Genomic DNA, 21,601 nt, shown 5'->3' with positions numbered 1-21,601 from the left:
CTCCTATTCATGCGTTTCGTTCTTTGTCGGGAAAGGCGCAGCCGAGCTTTTTCAACGCAGCGTCTACCCACGCCCGGTCGTTCGTGCCCTCTGCAATTGCCTGCATCTGGCGGGTCTCAGCGTCGAGTTTTGCTTGCGCCTTCACCAGGATGTCTTCGGCTTCGGCGATCGGGACGCAAAGCACGCCATCGCCGTCTCCAATCACAATATCACCGGGATGAACGACCATTCCGTCGATGCTGATTGGCACATTGATCTCACCCGGTCCGTCTTTGTAAGGACCGCGATGGGTGACACCGGCGGCAAACACCGGATGGTTGGTCTCGCGGATCGCATCGACATCGCGGATCGCGCCGTCAAAGACCAGACCCGCCACTCCCCGTTTGATCGCGTAAGCCAGCATCATTTCGCCGAAGACCGCGTTCGTCGTGTCACCGCCTGCATCGACGACGATCACGTCGCCGGGCCCGGCCATATCGATCGCCTTGTGGAGCATCAGGTTGTCACCTGGTCGCGCCTTGACCGTCAACGCGACGCCAGCCATTCCGCCATGAGCATGCATGGGCCGGATGCGTGCCCCGGCCGCTGTCATGCGTGACATGCTGTCCGAAACATTGGCCACCGGCAGCTTGGCGAAGGCATCGACGAGTGCCTTAGGCGCAATCTGGGTTCGGTTCAAAATTCGAAATCCGACAGTCATGGTTAATCACCCACCTTTTCCGTGGCGGCCTTCGCGGCATCCAGTAGCTTGCGGTTTGCGACGCGCTCAGCCGGCAGCGTCTTGCCTTCGAGAAAATCGAGTATGCCTTTGACGGCCTCTATGCCCACGCGGGCGTTTGCCTGACGGGTAACGCCACCGATATGCGGGGTCATCACGATGTTTGGCTCCGAAAAAAACGGATGATCAGCGGCGGGGGGCTCGACGGCGAAGGTGTCGAGCCCGGCCCCCGCGAGATGTCCCGACTGGATCGCATTAAGAAGTGCAATTTCGTCGATCAGCCCCCCGCGCGCGGTGTTCACCACAAAGGATCCGGTCGGCATTCGCGCGATCGTTTCGGCATTCAGGATTTGGCGGGTCTGATCGTTCAATGGACAGTGAAGACTAAGAATAGTCGATTGCTCGAGAAGGTCTTCGAGAGTGTTGCAGCGGATGGTCGATTGGGTTTCGAAAGCGGACGCCGGCGCAAGGGGATCATAGCTGGCAATGTTCAAACCCAGCCCCCGCGCCATGCGCGCGGTGGCCTGCGCAATTGCGCCCATGCCGACGAGACCAAGGGTCGCACCAGCCAGTTCACGGCCAGCGAAGCCCGGCTTGTCCCAACGCGCAGACCGTAGACCGGAATCAAGCGGAAGCAGGCGCTTTACTGTTGCCAACATCAGCGCGATCGCGTGTTCCGCAACAGAAATTGCATTGGCGCCAGTGGCAACTAGTACAGGAATTCCACGCTCGGCCGCAGCGGTTAGGTCGATATTGTCGACGCCGACGCCGTGCTTGGAGATCACGCGCAACTGGGGCGCGCGCTGCAAGACACTGCCGTCGATTCGCCCCATACGCGAGACAATTCCAACGGCGCCGGTTCGATCCATGTAATCGGAAATCACCGCGCTGTCAGCATACGGAGGGGTGTGAACGGCCTGATAGCCTTGCTCGGTCAACAAGTGAGTAGCGCTCGGATCCAGATCGGGACCAGTCACGAGAATGGTATTGCTCATCGCAAAATAATCTCCGCTGCGCGTCCAAGATGGAGACGCACGTGTTGGGTTTCTGTTTTGATATGACCGCGCTCTATCTCCCAAAAGACCGCGGCAGTCCTCCTGCTGAAATCTCTAACAGACAGCACGACTTTACAAAAACGCGTAATTCTGGTTATTACATTCAGAAATACTGGATTTGTTGATGGACACGCGACAACTCAGAACACTTCTTGCCATTCAAGCCCACGGCACCTTCGCGCAAGCAGCAGATGTAGTCAGCCTCACACCATCTGCCGTAAGCCAGCAGGTCCAGGCCCTGGAAGACGAGCTTCGCGTGACTATTTTCAACCGCGGCACACGCCCGCCGCAGCCGACGCCTCAAGGCCTTCAGGTGATCGAGATGGCGCGCGACATCCTGCGCCGCGAAGAAGATACCCGGGCAAGTCTGCGCGGCGATCAAATTGCAGGGACGCTGATGCTTGGGTCGGTACGGTCAAGCGCGCTGAACCTGCTGCCACGCGCACTCGTGCAGATGCGCCAACAGTATCCGGACCTGAAACCGAGCTTGCGTGTTTCGTTGTCCGCAGCATTAATCGCCGATGTGGCCGCGGGGCGATTGGATGCCGCTGTTGTCGCAGAACATCTTGGTATTCCAACGGCCCTGCGCTGGAGTCCTTTTCTGCGAGAGCCTCTTTGGCTGATTTCTTCGGACCCGCTCCCGGATTCAGACGTGGCCGATCTTTTGCGTTCGCGTCCTTACATCCGGTTCAGAAGCCCCGTTCCACTGGCGAACTTGATCGACACCGAGATTTCGCGCTTGGGCGTCGTGACAAATGATGTGGCCGAAATTGACACAATCGGCACGCTTGTCACGTGCGTGCGGCAGGGTCTGGGACTCTCTATTGTGCCCCATGTTGCCCTGGAAAAGCCCGAAGGGCTGGGGCTGTTCCGGCTACCATTTGGAATCCCACCCATCACGCGACAAATCGGAATTGTGGAGCGGACTGTGTCTCCCAGAGGCGCAATCATCGAGCGGCTACACGGGGTGCTTGCCGATCTTTGTGGCGCACACGGCGTGGCACGGCGACCAGAGGGGAAACCGTAGCAACTCAAGAGTCCATATAGAATTCCAAAATTGCGTGTTCGAAACCGACGGCGTTCTGGCCACCGGATTCTGAAATGACAATCGTCGAGAGAAGTGATTACCGTTTTGAATGTAAATGGATTTTTCGCGCGCATTCACGATCTTTGAACAAGATAACCCTCTTTACTTGGCGATCAGCGAATAGCTGGTGCTGCGTCCCCCAGCTTCATCTTTCCCAAGGGCGCCCAAGGCCATCAGATCGAGGATGTCGCGATATGCCGTATCTTGTGAGCATTTTTCGATCTTCGCGTATTTCGACGTCGTCAGTTTTCCTTCAAACCCATCCAGCAGACGGTTCAGCATGTCCCGCTGGCGGTCGTTCATATTCGCCGTTCCATATTTCTCCCAGAACCGCGCCTTCCGGAACACGGCCTCAAGGATGATCTCGGCACCATCAAATGCGCGATCAAGGCAAGCCAGGAACCAAACGAGCCACCCCGTAACATCAAGCCCGCCTTTCTGCGTCATCTCGAGCATATCGTAATAAGCGTTCCGCTCCTGGCGAATTTGCGTCGACATGCTGTAGAACCGTTGCGCGCTGCCTTCCGATCGCGCCAAGGCCATGTCTGCGATCGCGCGCGCAATGCGCCCATTGCCATCATCGAACGGGTGGATGGTGACAAACCACAGATGGGCGATGGCGGCATGTATGACGGGATCTGTTTCTGGTTGCTGGTCAAACCATTCCAAAAACCGCGCCATCTCGGCTTCCAGCCGGTTGGCCGCAGGCCCCTCAAAATGCACCCGTTCGCGGCCATAGGGTCCTGATACAACCTCCATGGGACCGTCACGCCAATTTCCTACCCTGATCCGGGTTATTCCGCTTCGCCCGGTAGGAAAGAGAGCCGCATGCCATCCAAACAGACGCTCCGCATCCAATGGCCGATCATACGCTTGGGTCGCGTCCAGCATCATCTCGACGACACCATCAACATGGCGATCAGACGGGATCAGTCCGCCAATTTCCAGACCCAACCGCTTTGCGATAGATGAGCGAACCTGATCCTTGTCGAGCGTCTCCCCCTCAATCTCGCTGCTTTTGACGACATCACTGGTCAGTGTTCTGAGCATCGCCTCGTTGCGAAGATCGAAGCCAAGATCCTCCATGCGCCCCAAGAGTTTGCCTTGGCGGTGACGGACCGCAGCAAGTTGTGACGACAGTTTGGCCTTATCCCAAGTAAACTGGGGCCAATCAGGGAGTTCGTGAATGTAGGTCATATTTTACGCATCTTGCGGAGATTATACGGCACAATCTCCGCAAGACAACGACAAACACCGCAGAAGGCGCGGAGAATAAGGGCGGCAATCTCCGCGTACCCGACTTGGAAGGTCAAACGCAGGACAACTGCTTCACTTCCCATTACGCCGCCTGTCCGCTCAACCGGCCATAGAAACTGCGCTCGAGATGCAGCTCCCCTGCCCCGGCTTTCTCGACCATGCCCCGCAGATATCCACCCGGAGACGCCACTTCGCCGGCGCAATGCTTGTCAAACGTGAGAACGAGCGCTGCTGTCGCGACTAGGGGTCCGAGACGGTCCTGTGCGAGGTTCCAAGCCTGCTCTGAGACGCCGATCATCGGCCTGAGCTGCCCGACAACGCGATGAAGATCGTCCCAATTCTTCAGATACCCGCCCATATTGCGTGCCCAGGACGCGAATTCAGGACAAGCCTGCATCACAGTTTGCAAATCAAGCGCTGCGCCACGTTTCTTACGTGTTTCAACCACCCAGTCTTCCAGCTCCCTATCCACCTTCTCTTCCGATGGCGCATTTGGCACGACGGCCGCCGCTTGCTCAGTTTCTGAGCGATTACATGTTACAGGATTAAGTTGATTTGTAATTAGTATATGAGGTTCAAAAATGACCTCCCTGGGGTCCATTTCTTGAGTCTTTTCACTGACTTGTTCGATGGATTCGGCGGTGTTTTCCACAACGTCATCCGCTCGAAATGCCTTGAGATAGGTCACTTCGACACGCTCCTGAAGCTCCCTGAACCATGCCAGAAGCCGCGCAAGTGTCTCAGAGGCCGTGTTCCGGCGTGGGAGGCGGTCCAGAAGATCCTCAAAGAGGTTTGAGAGCTGTGTCCAGGGGCCTCTCAGAGAGCCGCTCAGGGCCGCTTCGATCCTCGCGCGGATCATTCGGCGTGCAACTGTGATCTGGCGCTTCAGGCGCTGGCAGAGTTCACGCTCGGCCTGCAGTTCAGCATGTAGCTGCTCAAACTCTTCAGCGCGAGCCGACAGCGGCGATAAATCAAAACCATAGGCCTCGATGATACGGCCGTCAGCGTCCCTGTGGCCCCACCGCTTGCCATTGGGGCTGTCCTTGAAGGCAATCACGCCGATCTCGGCCAGACGCCGCGCATGGCGCTTGAGCGCCGAGAGCGAGAAGCCTGTTTGCTCCATCAGATAAGAGTTGGACGCCCAGACGATCGGGCGCTGTCCCTCTTCCCAGTCCTGGGCCTGTGTGAAGGCCCCAAGTGTGTCGAGAACCAGCATGTCGCCAGCCTTGAGGCCAATATGCGCACCAACGCGTTTCACTGCGACAAAGGCCTGTGTCTTAGGCACGGCTGCCCGTTCACCAGCTTGTGCGTGTCGTTCAGCGACCGCGAGTCCTGCCGTCGCTTTGCGCCACCCCGAAGGCTTGTTGATGTTGGACATACCTCCAGCGTTCTGAGGCATGACTGTCCCAGTCGCTCCATGCGGAGCATCATTCAATTTTGTCATTTTATGTCAGCGACAAAGAAATCCCGTTCGCTCAGAAGCGTTTTCTCTTGTGTGGTGATTCGTTGGCTGCTAGATTCTAGGTGTCTAATCTAAGAATTGCGCTCTGCGCAGCAGCCCTCGAAGCCCCGGTTTCGGGGGTTTTCTTTGTTTGCCGTTCCTCCTTTCTGCTCGTCCTCAGTTGTCATCCACCGAATTTATATCTGTAAATTCAGCATAGGATTGCTTGATTATTTCCGCGAGATTGCTCTCAAGCCAGGTTGCAAACTCAGCGTTTGCACCAGACTTCTTCACCGAAAGTGACAGTGTTGCGCGACCAGCTTTGATCGTCACTCCCTCTATGGGCGTGATCTCCCGAGTTTCGCGCGAGTTCTTCGCGCCGCGCTTAGTCGCTTCTTTTATGAGCAACTCAAGGCGCTCGTCTGAATTCGATGTTGCCCTGATCTTGGCCAGGATATCGAGAGCCGTACGTTCAGTGAGCTTCCTAGAGAGAAAGAGCTCGGCCAACTCCGTCCACCTCGGGCGGCCGGACTTTGGTGCCGCGCCAATGAGGTCACCGATCTTGACTGGGACATTCTGCGTCACCTTCGTAAGGTGTGACTGACCTGACGCGGACAGGTTTAAAACCTGCCGAACAGTTGCTCCATCGTGGCCGGCATTCTGAATGGCCTCGGCGAACCTTGCCTTTTCGTAGAAAGATAAGTTGCGGCGCGCAGCATTTTCCAATCCTTTGGCCAGCAAGGCCGTCGCATCATCAACGTCTTGGACGTTTGCACGGACCTTTATGCCGAGTTCGCGGCAGGCCTTTAGTCTGCGCCTCCCGTAGATTGCTTCAAAGCGCCCTTCAGCAACTTTTGACCGCCGAACGAGTATCGGCACTTGCTGCCCGCCTTCGCGTATGCTGCTCTTTAGTCGTTCGAAGCTCTCGTCGTCTTCGACGTTTACAGCTGTAAATTCCTCAAGCCGGTCTACTGGCCCCCAATCGTCGATCAGATTGGGATCAATCTCCCGAATAGACGCCAAAGAGCCTTGAAGAGCCCCCAAAGCCGGAGCGCTGGCCTTTGGAGGTCTCTCTGGCTGTGATCCGCCGGATCGGGCGATTGTGTTGGCAATTCCCGACATTTCGCGAAGAGATTTCCTAGCCATTACTTACGCCCCCACGATTGATGGATCATCGTTTCCACTTCGAGCCCAACCGCATCCATCGAGCCCTTGGCCCGATCATATGTGGCGCGTGTCATCTCCGAACGCACCACTTCATAGATCGACTGCTTGAGCATGGTGGCATCACTGATTGCTGTGCTCTTCAGAGCAGTTGCCGACATGACCCGGTCTTGAAACAGAGCCCGCATGAAAGAGGTCAACTGCTGAGAAGGTACGTCCGTTGGTTCGTCTCGTGTGATGAGAAACTTAAAGAAATCATACTGCAGAGATGCGCCAGCATCTTCTATCACACCCATGTAAGCTCCAGCCAGCTCGAGAAATTGAGCTGTTGAAGAAACATCCAACATCGATGGAGTTAGAGGAACGATCAGGGAGCTGGCGGCAGCCATCCCTGCGATGGTCAAGAAACCCAGTTGTGGCGGGCTATCCATGAGAACAATATCAAAATCATCCTCGACCTGCGCCAAGGCATTTCGGATGCGAGTAAAGAATGGCTGGTCCGGGTTCGAATGAACGGCCGACTCCGTCTCAAATTCCGACAACATCAAGCGTGAAGGCGCAATCGAGAGCCCAGGAAAGTATGTCTGAACGACAACGTCCGCCATGCTGACCGGATCGTCGTAGCGGATCGCATCATAAACGGTCAGTCCATCAAACTCGATCTCGGGGCTAATCCCACACATCGATGTGAGCGACCCCTGCGGATCCAGGTCCAACGCTAAGACCCGATAGCCCCGAAGAGCGAAGTAGTGAGCGAGGTGGACGCTCGTTGTACTTTTACTTGAACCGCCTTTAAAATTCATCAGCTGCCAAATCTGCAGCTTTTCCTCGCCAGAACGGCGAGGCATATACCGCCCCTTCTTCCGAGAGGTTTTTTCCAGGATTTCGCGGGCATCCCAAATCTCTTGGGCGGCGTAGTAGCGTCTGCCACCCCGGATATCTTCGGGCTCCGGAAGCGTCCCTTCGGCGTGGACCTTTCGCATGAATTGCCCGGACACACCCAAGAGTTCAGCAGTCTCTGGGGCCGAAAAAGAACGTAGCGTTTTTGAATTGTCTGGGGCAAAAGCAGAGAGTAGGTGCTCCCTGATGGCGGCGTTGAGCCGTTCGGATATCTCGGTCGCAAGTGCCGATGGGCGCTCATTTGCCAATGGTGTCACAGGAATCATCTGGTTGCCTCAATTTCCAAAATGTGGCCCTTTTCACGCCACTTGAGGATAAAAGCAGCGATTCACGCGGCTAAGTCAAGATTTTTCCTCTATTTAGTGTCTAAACATGGGGCATGGAACTATATCCACGAAGGCAATCTAGGCCGAGTTTACAGCTGTAAACGTGGTGACAACGAGCATTGTACCTTTTCCTATCCGCCCTCACGCCTTTCAAACCTCGCATTGTTCCTCGAGATAAACGTCGAAGTGCAGCCGCCGACCGTGGTAACTCCGAACTCTCCATCCTCTGTCGTCGCCCTAATCGTTCATTGGTTGCGTCTCGATGCGCAGCAGCCAGGTAGCTGACTGAACATCAGCCACGCAGGACGCGAAGCGCCGCGGGGCAGGGGAGGGGGCAACGGCACCTGATTGGGAGCTGACGACTGCGGCGATACGTGACCAATGCGACCCGGCCACATCGAGGCCGAAGGTCGCCGTCAACGAATGACTGCCATTCAATCGGAGATCATGCCTAGTAGCGGAAGTCCACTCATGGACTACGTCTGACGCACCATAGAAAAGTACCTAACGGGTAGAACCTGCGTTGCCCTAAGGAAGATGAGGGGAGTTCTTTGAACTAACCAAAGCTTGCCTTCTGATGGATTTGGATATACTTACACGGACGTTTATCCATCTCTGAGAGGACAAGATGCAAGTTGCCAAATGGGGAAACTCTCTTGCAGTCCGGCTACCCGCGGGACTTGTGCGGGAACTGGGCTTAAAGGAAGGCGACCAGGTCGATCTGGTAAAGGATGATGGAACCATTCTTGTGAGACGCCACCCTCGCGCCGATGAAGTCCTGCAAGGGCTAAGACGGTTTCGCGGAAAACTGCCCAAGGACACGCGTCTAAGCCGCGACGCCGCGCATGAGCGCTGAATTCGCGGATACAAACGTCGTTCTTTACCTTCTTGACGACGGCCCAAAGGCGGATCGGGCGGAAGACATCTTGGGGCAGGGGCCGCGGATCAGTGTGCAGGTCCTGAACGAAGCCATGGTCAATTGCCGGAGGAAAGCCGGTCTCAGTTGGGAGGAGACCGGCGCGTTTCTCGCAGGGGTCCAATCTTTGTGTTCAGTCGAGGAGCTGTCTGTGCAAACCCATCTTGTGGGCCGAGCTTTGGCAGAAAAATATCAGCTTTCGGTCTATGACGCGATGATTGTGTCGACCGCTCTTATTGCTGGATGCACGACTTTGTGGAGCGAAGATATGCACGACGGATTGCTGGTCGAAGATCAGTTGCGCGTCATGAATCCATTCACCTGACCAGAAAATGGGCTGCAATCTTGCAATGGTTCCATGAGTTGGAAGATTTGCAAGGTTGTGTTTATTGCGCGGACTTCAGCAAGCCCATCTTCTCTGCGCGTTCCAGCAGCATCCTTACTGAAGAGGGCTGCCAGCTTGTGCGCCCACGTGGTGTGCGTTCACGCATGGATTCCAGCCTGTCACAGATCGCCTGGAGCGTGATGTTGGGGTCCGCGCCCTTGATGCCGGCCACGATGGCAGGTAGGCGATCGTCTGTTTCTCGGCGTCCGGCGCGGCCAAGCACTTCATCGGGCAGGAACCCGTCGCGCACATATGCCTTCACGGCGCGGAGCAGGCGGCTTTGCGTCCAGCGCCGATCACGGGGCAGGGGGGCATTGATGATCCGCAGCACGTCCTCCCAGGCCATAACGGGTCGCAGGCGGCGCACGTGGGGCACCCAATCCTGCGCGGTCTCGTTCAGTCGCTCCATATAGCCGTCCTGTCGCGCCAGCCGCACCTTGCGCATCGCGACGGGGTCCTTGGCGCGGAGGCCCGGATTGCCGCCGAGCCGCCCCTTGGCGCGTGCCGAGGCAAGCCCGGCCTTGGTGCGCTCGCGGATCAGGGCACGTTCGAACTCGGCGGCGGCGCCCAGAACCTGCAGCGTGAACTTGCCCTGCGGGGATGAGGTGTCGATGGGGTCCTGCAGGGAGCGGAAGAAAGCTCCCTTGGCCTCCAGACGTTCGATCACCTCCAGCAAGTGCGACAGAGATCGCGCAAGCCGGTCGATCCGCACAACGACCAGCGTATCGCCGCTCTGGACGCGTTCGAGCACGCGTGCCAGCACCGGTCGCGCGCGATTGCCGCCCGAGGCGTGCTCTTCAAAGATCTCGACGCAACCCGCAGTTTGAAGGGCCTCAGACTGGGGCAGGGGGGTCTGATCCTCTGTGGAAACACGGGCGTAGCCTATCAGGGGCATGAAATCGGGCCGTTTGCAATTTAAGATATCGCTACTAAACGACCGTTTGTAAACGAATGCAAGTAGGTACTCTCTCGTCGCGCTCGTCCAAAAACCCTTGGTTTCCATGCGCTGAGCGCGATCTGAGAGGTTTCACCGGCAGTCGCGCGCGCATACTATATTAAGAGCGAAGGCAACCGCCATAAAATCACTTGGGTAATGGGCAAAAGATCATTATTTTGCACATATGAAGCCTCAACCAACTACATTGACTGATGACTTCGGGGATCCCCTCATCACCAATGAGGAGGATGAAGAGGCTCACGACGAGGATCTCTGGTTGTCGCTTTTGGTTAACTATTTCAATTGAAGCAGTAAGCCAAAAGCTGACGACTTAGGTTTTGGCTAATAATTTCAAGAAAGCCCAAAAAAATACAAATAGATCAAAGCCCTGCGGCCTTCGTCAGGTTGACACGGAAGCGGTCCCTTCGACGCTGATAGCGCCGGGTCATTTCTGCGGAGGCATGGCCGAGCTGCTTCTGGACGTAGCGCTCGTCGACTTCCGCGGAGGAGGCGAGGCCGGCGCGCAGGGAATGCCCTGAGAAGAGTGCGACCCGCTCGGCCTCGGGCAGATCTGGGCGGAGACCGGCGCTCATTGCCGCGCGCTTCACCAGCCGGGCGACATGCTTGTCGCTCAATCGGCTCTCCAGCGCGCGACGACCGTCGCGCGAAATGCGGGTGAAGACCGGCCCGAAGTCGATCTTCGCGAAGTCCAGCCATTGGGTCAGCGCATGGACTGGGCAGGTCTGATCGGAAGAGCCGCGCCCTACCTCGACCTGCCGCCATCCGGTCTTGGAATTCAGTGTCAGGACGGCACCGCCCGGCAACAATTCGATCCAGCCCCGGGAGTCAGGCGTGTCGTCCTTGTGGGCGTCGAGGCCGACAATTTCCGACCTCCGCAATCCGCCGGCATAGCCCAGCAGCAGTATCGCCCGGTCACGCAGGCCCCATAGATCCTGGGGTAAGATGGCCACCATGGCACGGATATCCTCGGCCAGGATCGCTTCCTTCTGCGCCGGTGGCCGGGCGTGCCGGCGGCGGATCCCGGCAAGCACACTGGCGATGTGGCGGTCCTTGCGGTCCAGGGGCTGCCCGCGCTGCGCATAGCCCCAGGAAAGGCCAGACAAGCGCCGCTCGATTGTTGAAACCGATAGGGTAGGGGCCTTTCCTCCCGGTGCGGCCAGGTCCGCGATGTAGAGGCCGATCAATTCGGGCGAAGGGGGCAGGGGCTCTGCGCCCCGCATCCGGCACCAGCGCGTGAAGTGGCTCCAGTCATTCGCATAGGCCTTGAGCGTGTTCTCCGACGCAGCCTGACGGGCATAGTCACGCGCTGTTTCGACCAGCCGGTCCAGCGTGCCTGATCCTGCGAGATGGGAGGGCAGGGCGATTGCCTCGCGTCCCTCGTCCTCTTCGTGAGGATTGGGGCGTTCTGGTGGCTTTGAGGGCGATTTCTCGGACGTTTCGGGCATGATTTCACACATAGCTCCATTATGTCCGATAATGCAAGATTATTGGACGTTATATAATTCGATAGAGTGCGGCGGTTTATGCGCAAATATCTGGCCTAAACCGCCGCCAACAGGTAAGATATTTATATGACGCATTTTCCCTCAGGCTTCATTGACACAGCACGGATCTTGCCGCCACTCCCGCGCTGGGTCGCCGTGGCGCGTCCTCAAACGCCTGAAGAGACGGCGTTTCTGGCCGGAGCTGCGGTCGCGCATCTGCAGGGGGCGATGACACGACCGGAGGTGCCGCCCGAGCTTCTGCGAGCGCGGCTGGCGCTTCGCGCAGCGCAGGCAACACTGAGATTGCAGGGGCGGCGGGAGGAAATTTCGCTTCTGCGGGATGCGATGCATCTGCTGCGGCCCGGAGACAGCCCCGATCCCTGCGGCGAAGTCGCATTGGCCTGGCGGCAGGCCGTGGCGTGTAAGCCAAAGGATGTGCTGCCAGACGCGCCGACGCGGTGGCGCTCGGTCGCGGCGGGGCAGGGCGGGGCGATTGCTCTGGCTGCCTCGGCCCTGGAACAGATCCTGGAAGACGATCCGCGTTCCGATCTGCCTGCGTTGATGCTGGCCGAGGCTGGTTTCTCCGATGTGCTGGGGTGGGACCGTCTCACTCCACTAATTTCCGCCGGGCTGCGGCCAGCGGACCTGCGGCTTCGCGGCGTGGATCTGCGGCGGGCCCTTGAGGCGGCGCTTCTTCGGCAGGCCTCGGAAGCGGTGCAGCTGTGCGTGGAGGTCACGCGCGGTGCGGACCGGCTCCGAGCGGTCGCGACGAAGCTGCGCGCAAAGGGGGCAGGGGAGGCGGTAGCGCTGTTCTTGGCGCGTGACGCGCTCGCCCCGCGCGACCTGGCGGGGTTGATGTCGGACCGTGCCGCACGGCGTTTCTGCGAGAGGCTGGTGGAATTGGGCGCGGTGCGCGAGCTGACCGGACGCGACAGCTTCCGCCTCTACGGGGTGTGAGATGCCGGACCGTGCCGAGCTTGACCGTGAGCTTGCCGACCTGTCGCCCGACCAGCGCTGGCGCGAGTGGTTGCGTCGCATCGAGGCGGTGCTTTTCGCCTCCGCCAGTCCGGTGCCGCGCGGGGATCTGGCGAAGGTGGTGGGGCAGGGCGCCTCGGTCGACCTGCTGATCGGCGATCTCGCGGCCGAGCTGGAGGGCCGTGCTTTTGAGGTGGCCGCGGTCGGCGAGGGCTGGCTGCTGCGCACCCGGCCCGCCTATGCTGCAGCGGTGCGCGCGGCCGCCGATGTGGGCGATCAGATTCTGGATCTACGGGAGTTCGATGTCGCCGTGCTGGCGGCGATCGCCTATCACCAACCGATCACGCGGGACGGGCTGAAGGACATCTTCGGCAAAGAGATCAGCCGGGATCTGATTGGACGCTTGCACGCGCGCGGCCTGATCGGCACTGGGCCGCGAAGCCCGCGGCGCGGTGCACCCTATACCTTCGTAACCACAGAAGCCTTCCTCGTGGCCTTCGGTATGGAAAGCCTCCGAGACCTGCCCGACCAGGAGCAACTGGAAGACGCGGGGGTGGTGGCGTTGTCCAGCGACGTTTCAGATTGATTTGGAACGCTGCGCTCGCTTCGACTTAAACCCGGTGCCTTGCCGCTACCCCCAGATGGAACCAGAATTTCTCCGATCCAGGGCTACCTCCTTCAAGCGGCTCGATGATCGATGCCCCATTGCCGGCGGGGGTGAGCAGCGCGGCGAATGGCTCATTCTTGCCTTACCAATATATTGGTGATTGCTGTCGCGCTCGTCGCGAAGTCTGTGCCGCGGACGTTCGCTGGCGCTTGTGCGAATGGCCGGTTTCGGGCCGACATCCGGTCTGTCGGGTTGCAGGCCGCGTAATGAGAAAAGCTGACGATCGGGCGCCCGAACAGCCGAGTCAGCAGTCGGCCCGATTATGGTCGTAGGCGGTCCCGCACGCGCAACTTAGAACCGGCCGTTCGTTACGATGGTCTTGGAAGCGCAGTAAGCACTATTTGACTGGCAGATGCCTTGTTTAGGGCGCCGAGTCCGCCGGTCCATCGGCTGTCTTTACGCGCCCTTTACGCAAATGCCCGGCAATTCGAATGGCGCCTTTACGACGACCAGGGGGATCCTCGCACGGCAATCCCATCCATGGAGCCGTGAGATGAGCGATCTGATCAATCTTTCCCTTGGCCTGTTCGGCTTTGCGGCGTTCGCGCTGGCCGTCCGGGCGATCGAGCGGCTGTGAGGCCCGTCATGTTCGAGAAAGCAAATGGGCATGTCAGAATATGATCCCGGCGCCCGCGGGCGCCACGCATGGAACACAGGCCGAAGAGTGGGGGCGAAGCGCCCCCTCAAACCGCGGCAGGTCTGGGCGATCCGGTTCCTGCTCGATCACCATCGGCGCGTCCGCGATCGCGCCCTGTTCGATCTCGCGATCGACAGCAAGCTGCGCGGCTGCGACGTCGTAAAGATCAAGATCGGCGACATCGTCGCGGGCGGCGAGATCCGGACCCGGGCGCTCGTAGTGCAGCAGAAGACGGGTCGGCCGGTTCAGTTCGAGCTGACAGCCGAAACACGGGCAAGCCTTCGCGCCTGGCTCGAGCGGCGTGGCGGCACGATCGACGACTATGTCTTCCCAAGCCGGGTGGACATTCCGACCACCGCAGCACCCGCCAATACGCGAGGCTGGTCGATGAATGGGTCACCGGGACCGGCCTGCGTAAGGAAGACTACGGCACGCACTCCCTACGCCGGACCAAGGCCTCCATCATCGACAAGGCCACGGGAAACCTGCGCGCCGTGCAGATCCTGCTGGGCCACACCAAGATCGAGAACACTGTGCGCTACCTCGGCGTAGACATCGAGGACGCGCTGACGCTTGCGGAGGGCACAGAGATCTGACGGTGGGCACTCCGCGCAGATGAAAAACTGGACGGGGCGGCCTCGCGCAATATCAGAAGTCCCCGGCTCAGGCGAATGCCTCGGGAGCCAGGGGGTAGCTATGCGCCCCGATCCCGGCCGTTCAGGCTCTTCGGTGCGGTGCCCGGAAGCTGTCGTTCGAGGCGACCAGCAGAAGCGGCAGAGAGGGCGGGATGCGGAACTTCGCTGCATAGAGCTTGAACGTCCGTTATGCGCATAAAGCACCCTTGCAATGCCCCATCGCCTTCGAGCGCAGGGCCCGCGAAGTGAGCCAAACGCTCTCCACAAAAGCCGGGCAAGTCCAATCAGGTAGTGATCCCGAAAGTGAACAGAAAGACCATGTAGGCGGCGTAGGCAGTCAGCATGAGAGCCCCCCAAGTCCGCGAAATTCGCTTCGTCGCGAAGAGGAGCGCGAGGAGTAACACACTTGCGCCCAGCATTACCGGCGTGTCGATTTCTCGAAACCGAGCGCCCACCTCGATAGGCTGGATCACAACCGTGACCCCGAGGATCGCAAGAATATTGAAGATGTTCGAGCCGATCACGTTACCCAGCACTACGTCCGGATGCCGGCGGATCGCGGCGACGATGGAGGTCGCCAATTCCGGCAACGAGGTCCCGATTGCGACCAGAGAAAGTCCGATCACCGCATCGGGAACTCCGAAGGACCGTGCGATGCTGACGGACCCTTCGACGAGGAGATCCGCTCCGAAGATCAGTGCGCCGATCCCGGCAAGTGCCAGGACTGGGGCGATCCAAGGGCGCGCAAGCGGGATGTCCTCGAACTCCTCGGCTTCGTGTTTGAAGGTTTTTGCCTGCCTGTCGCGCTTCTCGAGCCATGCGCTGGAGGCCAGATAGCCGGCGAGGACCACCAGCATTGCAATGCCTTCCATCCGATTAATGATATCACCTTGTACGAGCCCGACGAGGACCAGTCCGGTAAGACTTGCGATCAGAGCTTCCCTAACCGCTGTGCGCTGCCATCCGGAAATAGGCAGGATCAATGCAGCCACGCCGACGATCAGCAGGATATTGGCGATGTTCGAGCCGACGACATTCCCTAGCGCAATCTCTGGCGCGCCATCGAGCGCGGCATTGACGGAGACCAGGAGCTCTGGTGTAGAGGTGCCGAAGCCGACGATAATCAGGCCTATCAAGAGCTTGGAAATGCCAAGTCGTTCAGCGATCGCAACCGAACCGCGCACCAGACCCTCGCCACCAAGAAAAAGAAGAGCGAGGCCGGCGGCCACCAGAAGAAGATCGTGAAACATCGATGATCCTTGCGGTTAAGTATCAACTGCGGCATTGGAATTTGACGAGTGTCCTCGCCTAGGTCGGAAGCAAACGCGTATGAAGAGCCGGCGTGATGCGGTCATTCCCAGCACTCGCCATAGTCACCATCCTTGGCATCCAGTTTTTTGCGATTGACCAAGGTCGCGAAAGCGCCCTCGGTTCCAGTGGGACATAAGACCCCGGGTCAGCGAAATACAGGGGGGGGTAGATCCCAAGAATTGCACCACCTCTCAGCCTTCGGCGGATTACGACGGTTCCTCCTGCGCTGACAGCATGAAAGTGAAGTACCTGTATGGTGCGACCGAGGCGGACAACGGCAATAGGCGAGCAGCAGCTCAAGACACCTCAAATCTCGGGCAGGGCGAGAGTGAATCGCGGCCATGGAGACTTGGCCGGGTCCTGCTTGCTCTCGTCCGACCGGATGGCTGCGATGAGCCGGGTCCCGCCCTTCGCCGGGCCTGGCGCGAAGGGACGAAGCGAGAGCCGAAGTCGTTGTTGCTGCCTCTCCAAAGCAAATCTAGAATACCAATCTGCAGGCCAAGCGCCGCAAACGCCCCCGTCTGCTGCCCACCGGGCTCATCGCCCCGGTCAACGCCGGGCAACCCTGATCTCCCAAGGCACCGGCCCTGGCGGCATTCCGCCCCCGGGGATCACGCTGGAGATACCCCATGTCCAAGGAAAAGAGCCGCGGTCACCGCGAGCCGAAGAAGCCGAAGAAGGAAAAGCCCAAAGTCCTCGCCACCGCGAACGCCAATGCGGGCAAGTCGGACGCCGTCGTCGCCGGCAAGAAGGTGAAGTAGCCGCTACTCCCAGGGCGCCGGGCCGCGGGGCCCTGCGCCCTAATCCCGTCGACCACTCGGCACCGGTGCGCCTCGTCCATTTGGGCGGCGAGTTGACGTTCGCTGCACACAAGACAAACGGCAGCAATGCGCAAAAGCGGGCTTTACAAAACTGCTGTTCCTTCCCGGAAGAGAGCTGGGATCATTGGGCATCCTGACTGATCTCCCGCGTCGCATTGGGTGATAAGCCCGGCCAGGGCGGACTGCATGGCTCTCAGATCGGCGATCTTGGCGGTCACCTCGTCCAGATGACGGGTCGCCATGTCCTTAACCTCGGAACAGTCGACATCCCGGGAATTTACAAGCGCGAGAAGGGCTCGAACCTCATCCAGGCTGAATCCGAGAGCCCTGGTCCGACGGATGAAGGACAGTCGCTCGACCTGCCTCTCGTCATAGAGGCGGCGCCCAGTTTCCGTGCGCGGTGGTTCTGCAAGAATGCCGATCTTCTCGTAGAACCGGATCGTTTCGATGTTCGTGCCGGTTCGCTTTGCCAGCGTCCCAATCTGGATCAACGGCTCGTTACCCAAGAAATCGCGCTCCATTCCGGAATCTCTCTTGATCCTGTAGTTACTACAGGACCTATGATGGTTGTCCAGAAGAGCATGACTGACGGACGGGATTATGAGCGGAGACATCGCAAACCCAAGGCCGAACGCGACAGGTGCAGGTAGAGAGCGCGAAACAGGAGCGCGGCTCCTATCCCTGGGTGGGATAGCCGCCGCACTCGGCGCAGCCTCATGTTGTGTGGTCCCGTTCATTCTTTTTGCGCTCGGCGTCAGTGGAGCCTGGATCGGCAATCTTACTGCTCTTGAGCCTTATCAGCCCATCTTCGCGGCGGCCTCTCTCGGGTTCATCGGGTATGGCGCGTGGCGGCTGCGCCGAAAACAGCAGGTCGCCTGTTCCGATGGCTATTGCGCCTCGCCGCAATCCGACCGCGTCGCCCGGATAGGGCTCTGGACCGCCGGCATCCTCGTCATCATCGCCGTCGCCTTTCCCTACGTCATTCGTGCGGTCGTGTTCTGACCTCGTTTCATAGGAGAACCTGATGCAGAAACAGTTATTTGGCGCGGCCCTTGCGCTTGGCCTCGCCGCAGCACCCCGTGTCGCACTTGCGTCGGACAGCAGCACCGTCATCCTTGACGTGCACCACGCGGGCTGCGTCCTTTGTGGCCCTATCATCAAGAGCAGCCTGCTGCATGTGCCAGGGGTCAATTCGGTCGCGGTTAGCCAACCCAACGGCCTGGCCGATGTCACCGCCACCATCGCCTACGATCCGACACAAACGACCCCGACAAAGCTGATCAAGGTCGTGACCAATCGCGGCTATCCCGCGGAAGTGAAGTAGTAGTCGCGCGCGTCATTGATTTGGACGCGACGGGGACCAAGGCTGTGGCGGCATCCTGCCGCAGCATCAGAAGCATGAGCTTGAAAGAAAAGATGCGATGACGGACCTGAAGATTTTGGGGATGACCTGCCAGTCCAGCGCTGCGCATGTGAAAGCCGCGCTTGAGCACGTGGAGGGTGTGGGGCAGGCCGATGTTTCGTATCCGTCGGGGTCGGCAAGGGTGATGACCGCCGAGAAAGTCCCGGTAGAGGACCTGCTCAGCGCGGTGGCGAACGCCGGCTATCGCGCTGAGTTCAAGGACGCGGATCAGCAGGCACGAGATCAGCGCGCCCAGGGTCCGGACACGGCACCGCTGGCGGACATTCCGCTGCGAGAGGGTCCAACTGCGGGCAAGCTTCATGTCGTGGTCATCGGCAGCGGCAGTGCGGCAATGGCGTGCGCCCTCAAATCCATCGAATGCGGGGCAAAGGTCACGCTGATTGAGCACGAAACGATCGGCGGCACATGCGTCAATGTCGGCTGCGTGCCGTCCAAGATAATGATCCAGGCCGCCCGAATTGCGCATCTGCGCCGCACCAGCCCGTTTGACGATGGAATTGACGCCGCGATGCCGGCCATCCATCGCGACAGGCTTCTTGCCCAGCAGCACGCCCGCGTGACGGAGCTGCGCAAGGCAAAGTACGAAGACATTCTGGAAACCAATCCGGATATCACTCTGCTCCGCGGCGAAGCTAGCTTCGAAAGTGAGCAGTCCGTGGTGGTACGGGGCCTGGACGGTGAAGAGCGGTCCCTCGGCTTCGACCGGTGCCTGATCGCGGTCGGTGCCAGACCTCAAATTCCGGATATTCCCGGATTGCAGGACACCCCCTATTGGACTTCGACCGAGGCCCTTGAAACCGATCAAATTCCGAACCGCCTTGCAGTCATCGGCTCGTCGATCGTCGCCGTGGAACTGGCGCAGGCATTCGCGCGGCTCGGTAGCAGGGTCACGATCCTTGCACGGCACAGGCTGCTCTCCTGCGAGGATCCCGCGATCGGCGAGGCGCTTGCCGGCGTGTTCTACGAGGAAGGCATCGAGGTTCGTGACGCGACCGAGGCGACTTCGGTTGCCTACTCCGAAGGCGGGTTCCTTCTGACGACCAACCAAGACGAGGTGAAAGCCGATCGCCTGCTGATTGCGACCGGGCGCGCCCCACGAACAGCGGACTTGCGGCTCGAGACCGCCTCTGTCGCCAAGAATTCCCAAGGTTCCATCCTGGTCGATCGGGCGATGCGGACGAGCAACCCGCGCATCTATGCCGCAGGCGATTGCACCGATCAGCCGCAATATGTCTATGTCGCTGCGGCTGGTGGCAGTCGGGCGGCGGTCAACATGACGGGTGGCAAGGCCGATCTCGATCTCTCCACCATGCCCGCGGTGGTGTTCACCGATCCCCAGATCGCGACGGTCGGCTACAGCGAGGCCGGTGCCGCGAAGATGGGCATCCAATCCGAAAGCCGGACGCTTGCTCTGGACAACGTCCCTCGCGCCCTCGCCAACTTCGATACGCGCGGTTTCATAAAGCTCGTCGCCGAGGCGGGGTCGGGTCGGCTGATCGGCGTCCAAGCCGTGGCGGACGGGGCCGGCGACATCATCCAGAGCGCCGCGCTTGCGATACGGAACCAGATGACGGTGGCCGATCTTGCTGATCAACTGTTCCCGTATCTGACGATGGTCGAAGGCCTGAAACTGGCCGCGCAGACCTTCTACAAGGACGTGACCAAGTTGAGCTGCTGCGCGGGCTGACGCTATGCATGCCCAAATTGCCTATCGTCCTTTTCCGGCGCTAAGCGGGCTGCCTGCCCCAGCTTGCCAGTTTCCGGGTCTGCGTCGGGGCGCTCGACTATAGTGACAATTCAGAAATCGCATATCTCAGCAATGGTGCGAACTTACAGAGCGATGGAGATCAGATGAACAAAGATCAAGGCAGAGAGGCACCCAACCGGTCCCTTGCCAACAGCCCGAAGGTTGACGAGGCCATGTCGGCGCTTCTGGCGGAGGCCCGGCTGGCTGCACGCTGGAGTGATCTTTCGCCGGACGTCCGTGCCGCGCATCACAGGATACTGCGTGCCTATGTCGAAGACGGAGCTCCTCCGAATATTTCCGAGTTTCCCTGCGGGATCGGTGCGGAATTGAGTCAACGCGACCTGGTCCATATTCGCGACGGAAAAATCGCGCTGGCCTATCCGTTCTCGACTGCAGTCACAGACTTTACCGTCCGCTCCACTGGTGTCGAAATGCACGCCGTCTGCGCGATTGACGCGTTGGGCGTCGCCGCGATGATACAGCGCGAGACGGAAGTTTCCTGCCTCTGCCCCATTTGCCGGACGCCAATGGCCCTGACAGTTGCGGCTGACGGCTTGACCATCACCAACGCGACTGACCCGACGGCCCGTGTTTGGACAGGTGTGATGGAGGTCGGCTCCTGCGCCGCCGACAGTCAATGCACCTCGATGCGGATGTTCTGCTCACCAGAGCATCTGGAGGTCTGGCGGTCGGATCGACCCGGCATGCGTGGTTTCGATCTGACGCTCGAAGAAGGCGTGCAACTTGGAGCAGAGATCTTCCGAGCCTTCTTGCGAGAAGCGGCAGAGCCTGGCCCTGAAGCCATAGATACATGAGGCTCTGCGATCAGGGGGTCTCCACGCCCGGTGAGAGCTTCTACGTCGCTCGAAATTCCAGTTGTTCCAACATCGTCGCCCCGCTGACCTTCGCGCTTGTCGTTTCTTGGGGTCCGTTTCTGGCTCGGTCCGGTCATCCGCTGTGACAGGCCCGAATGTCCGGTGAGGGCCGCTCGCGACATCCTCGCTACGTTGGTGAATGTCCGCTTGACCCGGGCGGCCATCAGGACCTGTCAGTCCGCAGCCGGCCCCAAAGCGGTTATCAAGCCTCGCCGCATAGGGCTACGACTGAGCGCTTACGGTGATGCAGGAGAGGGCGATATTGAGTTTGCCCGGTATAGTCTGATCGTAGGCTGAGTAAGCTGTCGTGTTTGCCACGCCTGTATCGTCGTCACGTCCGCGGGAGATTGGCGACGTCGTCTCCCGCCTGCATGATCTCAGTGCACAGGAACGTCGGTAGGGTCTCTAAAAAGGCTGTCGCAGCGGCATCGAGGCCTTCCAGCCGCTTCTCGATGTCAGAAGGCGTGTATTCGAACATTCGCCGCCGCAGCATTGAGACAACTTCGACGTTCCCCTCGACATTTTCCCAGTTGCCGAAGGAGATGTAGTTGAAGCTTTCCGCCATACGCCTCATTCCTCTAGCCTGCCAAGTCGTTCAACGTGACGATCAGCACTCGATGTGTATCCTCATCTCGCGTGCAATAGAACGGCTGAAACAATCGCTTAATGCAGTCGGTTTTTGGAAAACCTCATGAATTAGTAGCTAAGATGATGCACTCAGTGTCACACAGCCAGGGATGGCAGTTATCCCGATTGTGTAAAGGCCGCTCCCTGCGCTTTGGGGACCTCCGAAGCGATCGCCGCGAACGGCGGCTACCG

General features: G+C 59.4%; 23 protein-coding genes and 2 pseudogenes. 14 read left to right on the top strand and 11 right to left on the bottom strand.

The annotated features are described in order from the left end of the window. Nucleotides 1-7: 7 nt before the first annotated feature. Together BLV97_RS18690 and BLV97_RS18685 are read right to left on the bottom strand one after the other, a co-directional pair. Entirely contained in the window at nucleotides 8-700 is a 693-nt protein-coding gene (locus tag BLV97_RS18690; RefSeq protein WP_035839555.1) for an RraA family protein, read from the bottom strand. A 2-nt stretch (nucleotides 701-702) separates the two neighbouring features. Beyond that, nucleotides 703-1,713, bottom strand: coding sequence for a hydroxyacid dehydrogenase (locus BLV97_RS18685; RefSeq protein WP_035839558.1), 1,011 nt, complete (start codon nucleotides 1,711-1,713; stop codon nucleotides 703-705). A 184-nt stretch (nucleotides 1,714-1,897) separates the two neighbouring features. Between BLV97_RS18685 and BLV97_RS18680 the strand changes: the two genes are divergently transcribed. Continuing rightward, nucleotides 1,898-2,800, top strand: a complete 903-nt coding sequence (locus tag BLV97_RS18680) for a LysR substrate-binding domain-containing protein (RefSeq protein ID WP_092164192.1) — start codon at nucleotides 1,898-1,900, stop codon at nucleotides 2,798-2,800. 162 nt (nucleotides 2,801-2,962) lie between these two features. Here BLV97_RS18680 and BLV97_RS18675 read toward each other — a convergent pair whose 3' ends face one another. From BLV97_RS18675 to repA, 4 genes are all read right to left on the bottom strand, one after another. Further along, nucleotides 2,963-4,057, bottom strand: a complete 1,095-nt coding sequence (locus tag BLV97_RS18675) for a Fic family protein (protein ID WP_035839568.1) — start codon at nucleotides 4,055-4,057, stop codon at nucleotides 2,963-2,965. A gap of 142 nt (nucleotides 4,058-4,199) precedes the next feature. After that, entirely contained in the window at nucleotides 4,200-5,495 is a 1,296-nt protein-coding gene (gene repC, locus BLV97_RS18670; protein WP_092164191.1) for a plasmid replication protein RepC, read from the bottom strand. Nucleotides 5,496-5,735: 240 nt separating this feature from the next. Continuing rightward, a complete protein-coding gene (gene repB / locus BLV97_RS18665) occupies nucleotides 5,736-6,680 on the bottom strand; it encodes a plasmid partitioning protein RepB (RefSeq protein WP_244521068.1) in 945 nt (314 codons plus the stop codon). A gap of 23 nt (nucleotides 6,681-6,703) precedes the next feature. After that, complete coding sequence (gene repA / locus BLV97_RS18660) at nucleotides 6,704-7,888, bottom strand: plasmid partitioning protein RepA (RefSeq protein WP_092164190.1); 1,185 nt, start codon at nucleotides 7,886-7,888, stop codon at nucleotides 6,704-6,706. 688 nt (nucleotides 7,889-8,576) lie between these two features. Between repA and BLV97_RS18655 the strand changes: the two genes are divergently transcribed. Further along, entirely contained in the window at nucleotides 8,577-8,804 is a 228-nt protein-coding gene (locus tag BLV97_RS18655; RefSeq protein ID WP_081824941.1) for an AbrB/MazE/SpoVT family DNA-binding domain-containing protein, read from the top strand. Continuing rightward, the gene (locus tag BLV97_RS18650; protein ID WP_035839671.1) at nucleotides 8,794-9,189 is read left to right on the top strand and encodes a PIN domain-containing protein; all 396 of its coding nucleotides are present in this window, start codon (nucleotides 8,794-8,796) and stop codon (nucleotides 9,187-9,189) included. The genes BLV97_RS18655 and BLV97_RS18650 overlap by 11 nt, the downstream gene beginning before the upstream one ends. A gap of 61 nt (nucleotides 9,190-9,250) precedes the next feature. Here the strand turns inward: BLV97_RS18650 and BLV97_RS18645 are convergent, their stop codons facing one another. After that, nucleotides 9,251-10,144 (bottom strand): recombinase family protein, encoded by an 894-nt coding sequence (locus BLV97_RS18645; protein ID WP_035839675.1) that lies wholly within the window; start codon nucleotides 10,142-10,144, stop codon nucleotides 9,251-9,253. Nucleotides 10,145-10,566: 422 nt separating this feature from the next. Next, nucleotides 10,567-11,652, bottom strand: coding sequence for a tyrosine-type recombinase/integrase (locus BLV97_RS18640; protein ID WP_092164194.1), 1,086 nt, complete (start codon nucleotides 11,650-11,652; stop codon nucleotides 10,567-10,569). A gap of 126 nt (nucleotides 11,653-11,778) precedes the next feature. Here BLV97_RS18640 and BLV97_RS18635 point away from each other — a divergent pair, with 126 nt between their 5' ends. The 6 genes and pseudogenes from BLV97_RS18635 (at nucleotide 11,779) to BLV97_RS21890 (ending at nucleotide 14,566) form a co-directional block, all read left to right on the top strand. After that, nucleotides 11,779-12,648 carry a DUF1403 family protein gene (locus BLV97_RS18635; RefSeq protein WP_051645899.1) on the top strand — a complete coding sequence of 290 codons (870 nt, stop codon included), beginning with the start codon at nucleotides 11,779-11,781 and terminating at the stop codon, nucleotides 12,646-12,648. A 1-nt stretch (nucleotide 12,649) separates the two neighbouring features. After that, entirely contained in the window at nucleotides 12,650-13,252 is a 603-nt protein-coding gene (gene scpB, locus BLV97_RS18630) for an SMC-Scp complex subunit ScpB (RefSeq protein WP_035839688.1), read from the top strand. Nucleotides 13,253-13,748: 496 nt separating this feature from the next. Beyond that, the gene (locus BLV97_RS21290) at nucleotides 13,749-13,910 is read left to right on the top strand and encodes a hypothetical protein (RefSeq protein WP_160169153.1); all 162 of its coding nucleotides are present in this window, start codon (nucleotides 13,749-13,751) and stop codon (nucleotides 13,908-13,910) included. Nucleotides 13,911-13,934: 24 nt separating this feature from the next. Beyond that, nucleotides 13,935-14,267 (top strand): annotated as a pseudogene (locus BLV97_RS21900) (site-specific integrase); the annotation flags it as partial. Beyond that, a pseudogene (locus tag BLV97_RS21895) lies at nucleotides 14,258-14,461 on the top strand (hypothetical protein); the annotation flags it as partial. The pseudogenes BLV97_RS21900 and BLV97_RS21895, both read left to right, overlap by 10 nt. 3 nt (nucleotides 14,462-14,464) lie before the next feature. Next, nucleotides 14,465-14,566, top strand: a complete 102-nt coding sequence (locus BLV97_RS21890) for an integrase (protein ID WP_308430856.1) — start codon at nucleotides 14,465-14,467, stop codon at nucleotides 14,564-14,566. A gap of 323 nt (nucleotides 14,567-14,889) precedes the next feature. Here the strand turns inward: BLV97_RS21890 and BLV97_RS18620 are convergent, their stop codons facing one another. Further along, a complete protein-coding gene (locus BLV97_RS18620) occupies nucleotides 14,890-15,855 on the bottom strand; it encodes a calcium/sodium antiporter (RefSeq protein ID WP_035839690.1) in 966 nt (321 codons plus the stop codon). 690 nt (nucleotides 15,856-16,545) lie between these two features. Here BLV97_RS18620 and BLV97_RS21830 point away from each other — a divergent pair. Further along, a complete protein-coding gene (locus BLV97_RS21830; RefSeq protein ID WP_092164189.1) occupies nucleotides 16,546-16,677 on the top strand; it encodes a hypothetical protein in 132 nt (43 codons plus the stop codon). 143 nt (nucleotides 16,678-16,820) lie between these two features. Here BLV97_RS21830 and BLV97_RS18610 read toward each other — a convergent pair whose 3' ends face one another. Continuing rightward, on the bottom strand, nucleotides 16,821-17,258 hold the full coding sequence (locus tag BLV97_RS18610; protein WP_035839692.1) for a MerR family transcriptional regulator: 438 nt from the start codon (nucleotides 17,256-17,258) through the stop codon (nucleotides 16,821-16,823). Nucleotides 17,259-17,337: 79 nt separating this feature from the next. Here BLV97_RS18610 and BLV97_RS18605 point away from each other — a divergent pair, with 79 nt between their 5' ends. The 4 genes from BLV97_RS18605 to BLV97_RS18590 all read left to right on the top strand — a co-directional run bounded on the left by BLV97_RS18605 (nucleotide 17,338) and on the right by BLV97_RS18590 (nucleotide 20,722). Continuing rightward, a complete protein-coding gene (locus BLV97_RS18605) occupies nucleotides 17,338-17,739 on the top strand; it encodes a mercuric transporter MerT family protein (RefSeq protein WP_092164188.1) in 402 nt (133 codons plus the stop codon). 22 nt (nucleotides 17,740-17,761) lie between these two features. Next, nucleotides 17,762-18,061 carry a heavy-metal-associated domain-containing protein gene (locus tag BLV97_RS18600; RefSeq protein WP_035839707.1) on the top strand — a complete coding sequence of 100 codons (300 nt, stop codon included), beginning with the start codon at nucleotides 17,762-17,764 and terminating at the stop codon, nucleotides 18,059-18,061. 97 nt (nucleotides 18,062-18,158) lie between these two features. Next, nucleotides 18,159-19,847 carry a mercury(II) reductase gene (merA, locus tag BLV97_RS18595; RefSeq protein ID WP_035839710.1) on the top strand — a complete coding sequence of 563 codons (1,689 nt, stop codon included), beginning with the start codon at nucleotides 18,159-18,161 and terminating at the stop codon, nucleotides 19,845-19,847. 164 nt (nucleotides 19,848-20,011) lie between these two features. Beyond that, nucleotides 20,012-20,722, top strand: coding sequence for an alkylmercury lyase family protein (locus tag BLV97_RS18590; protein WP_035839713.1), 711 nt, complete (start codon nucleotides 20,012-20,014; stop codon nucleotides 20,720-20,722). A 391-nt stretch (nucleotides 20,723-21,113) separates the two neighbouring features. Here BLV97_RS18590 and BLV97_RS18585 read toward each other — a convergent pair whose 3' ends face one another. Continuing rightward, entirely contained in the window at nucleotides 21,114-21,347 is a 234-nt protein-coding gene (locus BLV97_RS18585) for a hypothetical protein (protein ID WP_035839715.1), read from the bottom strand. Between the last annotated feature and the right edge of the window lie 254 nt (nucleotides 21,348-21,601).

Origin of the sequence: Allgaiera indica (assembly GCF_900106675.1) — a bacterium.
In the GTDB taxonomy this organism is placed as follows: Bacteria; Pseudomonadota; Alphaproteobacteria; order Rhodobacterales; family Rhodobacteraceae; genus Acidimangrovimonas; species Acidimangrovimonas indica.
Note: the sequence above shows the minus strand (reverse complement) of the source record. Positions and strands in the feature narration are given on the sequence as shown.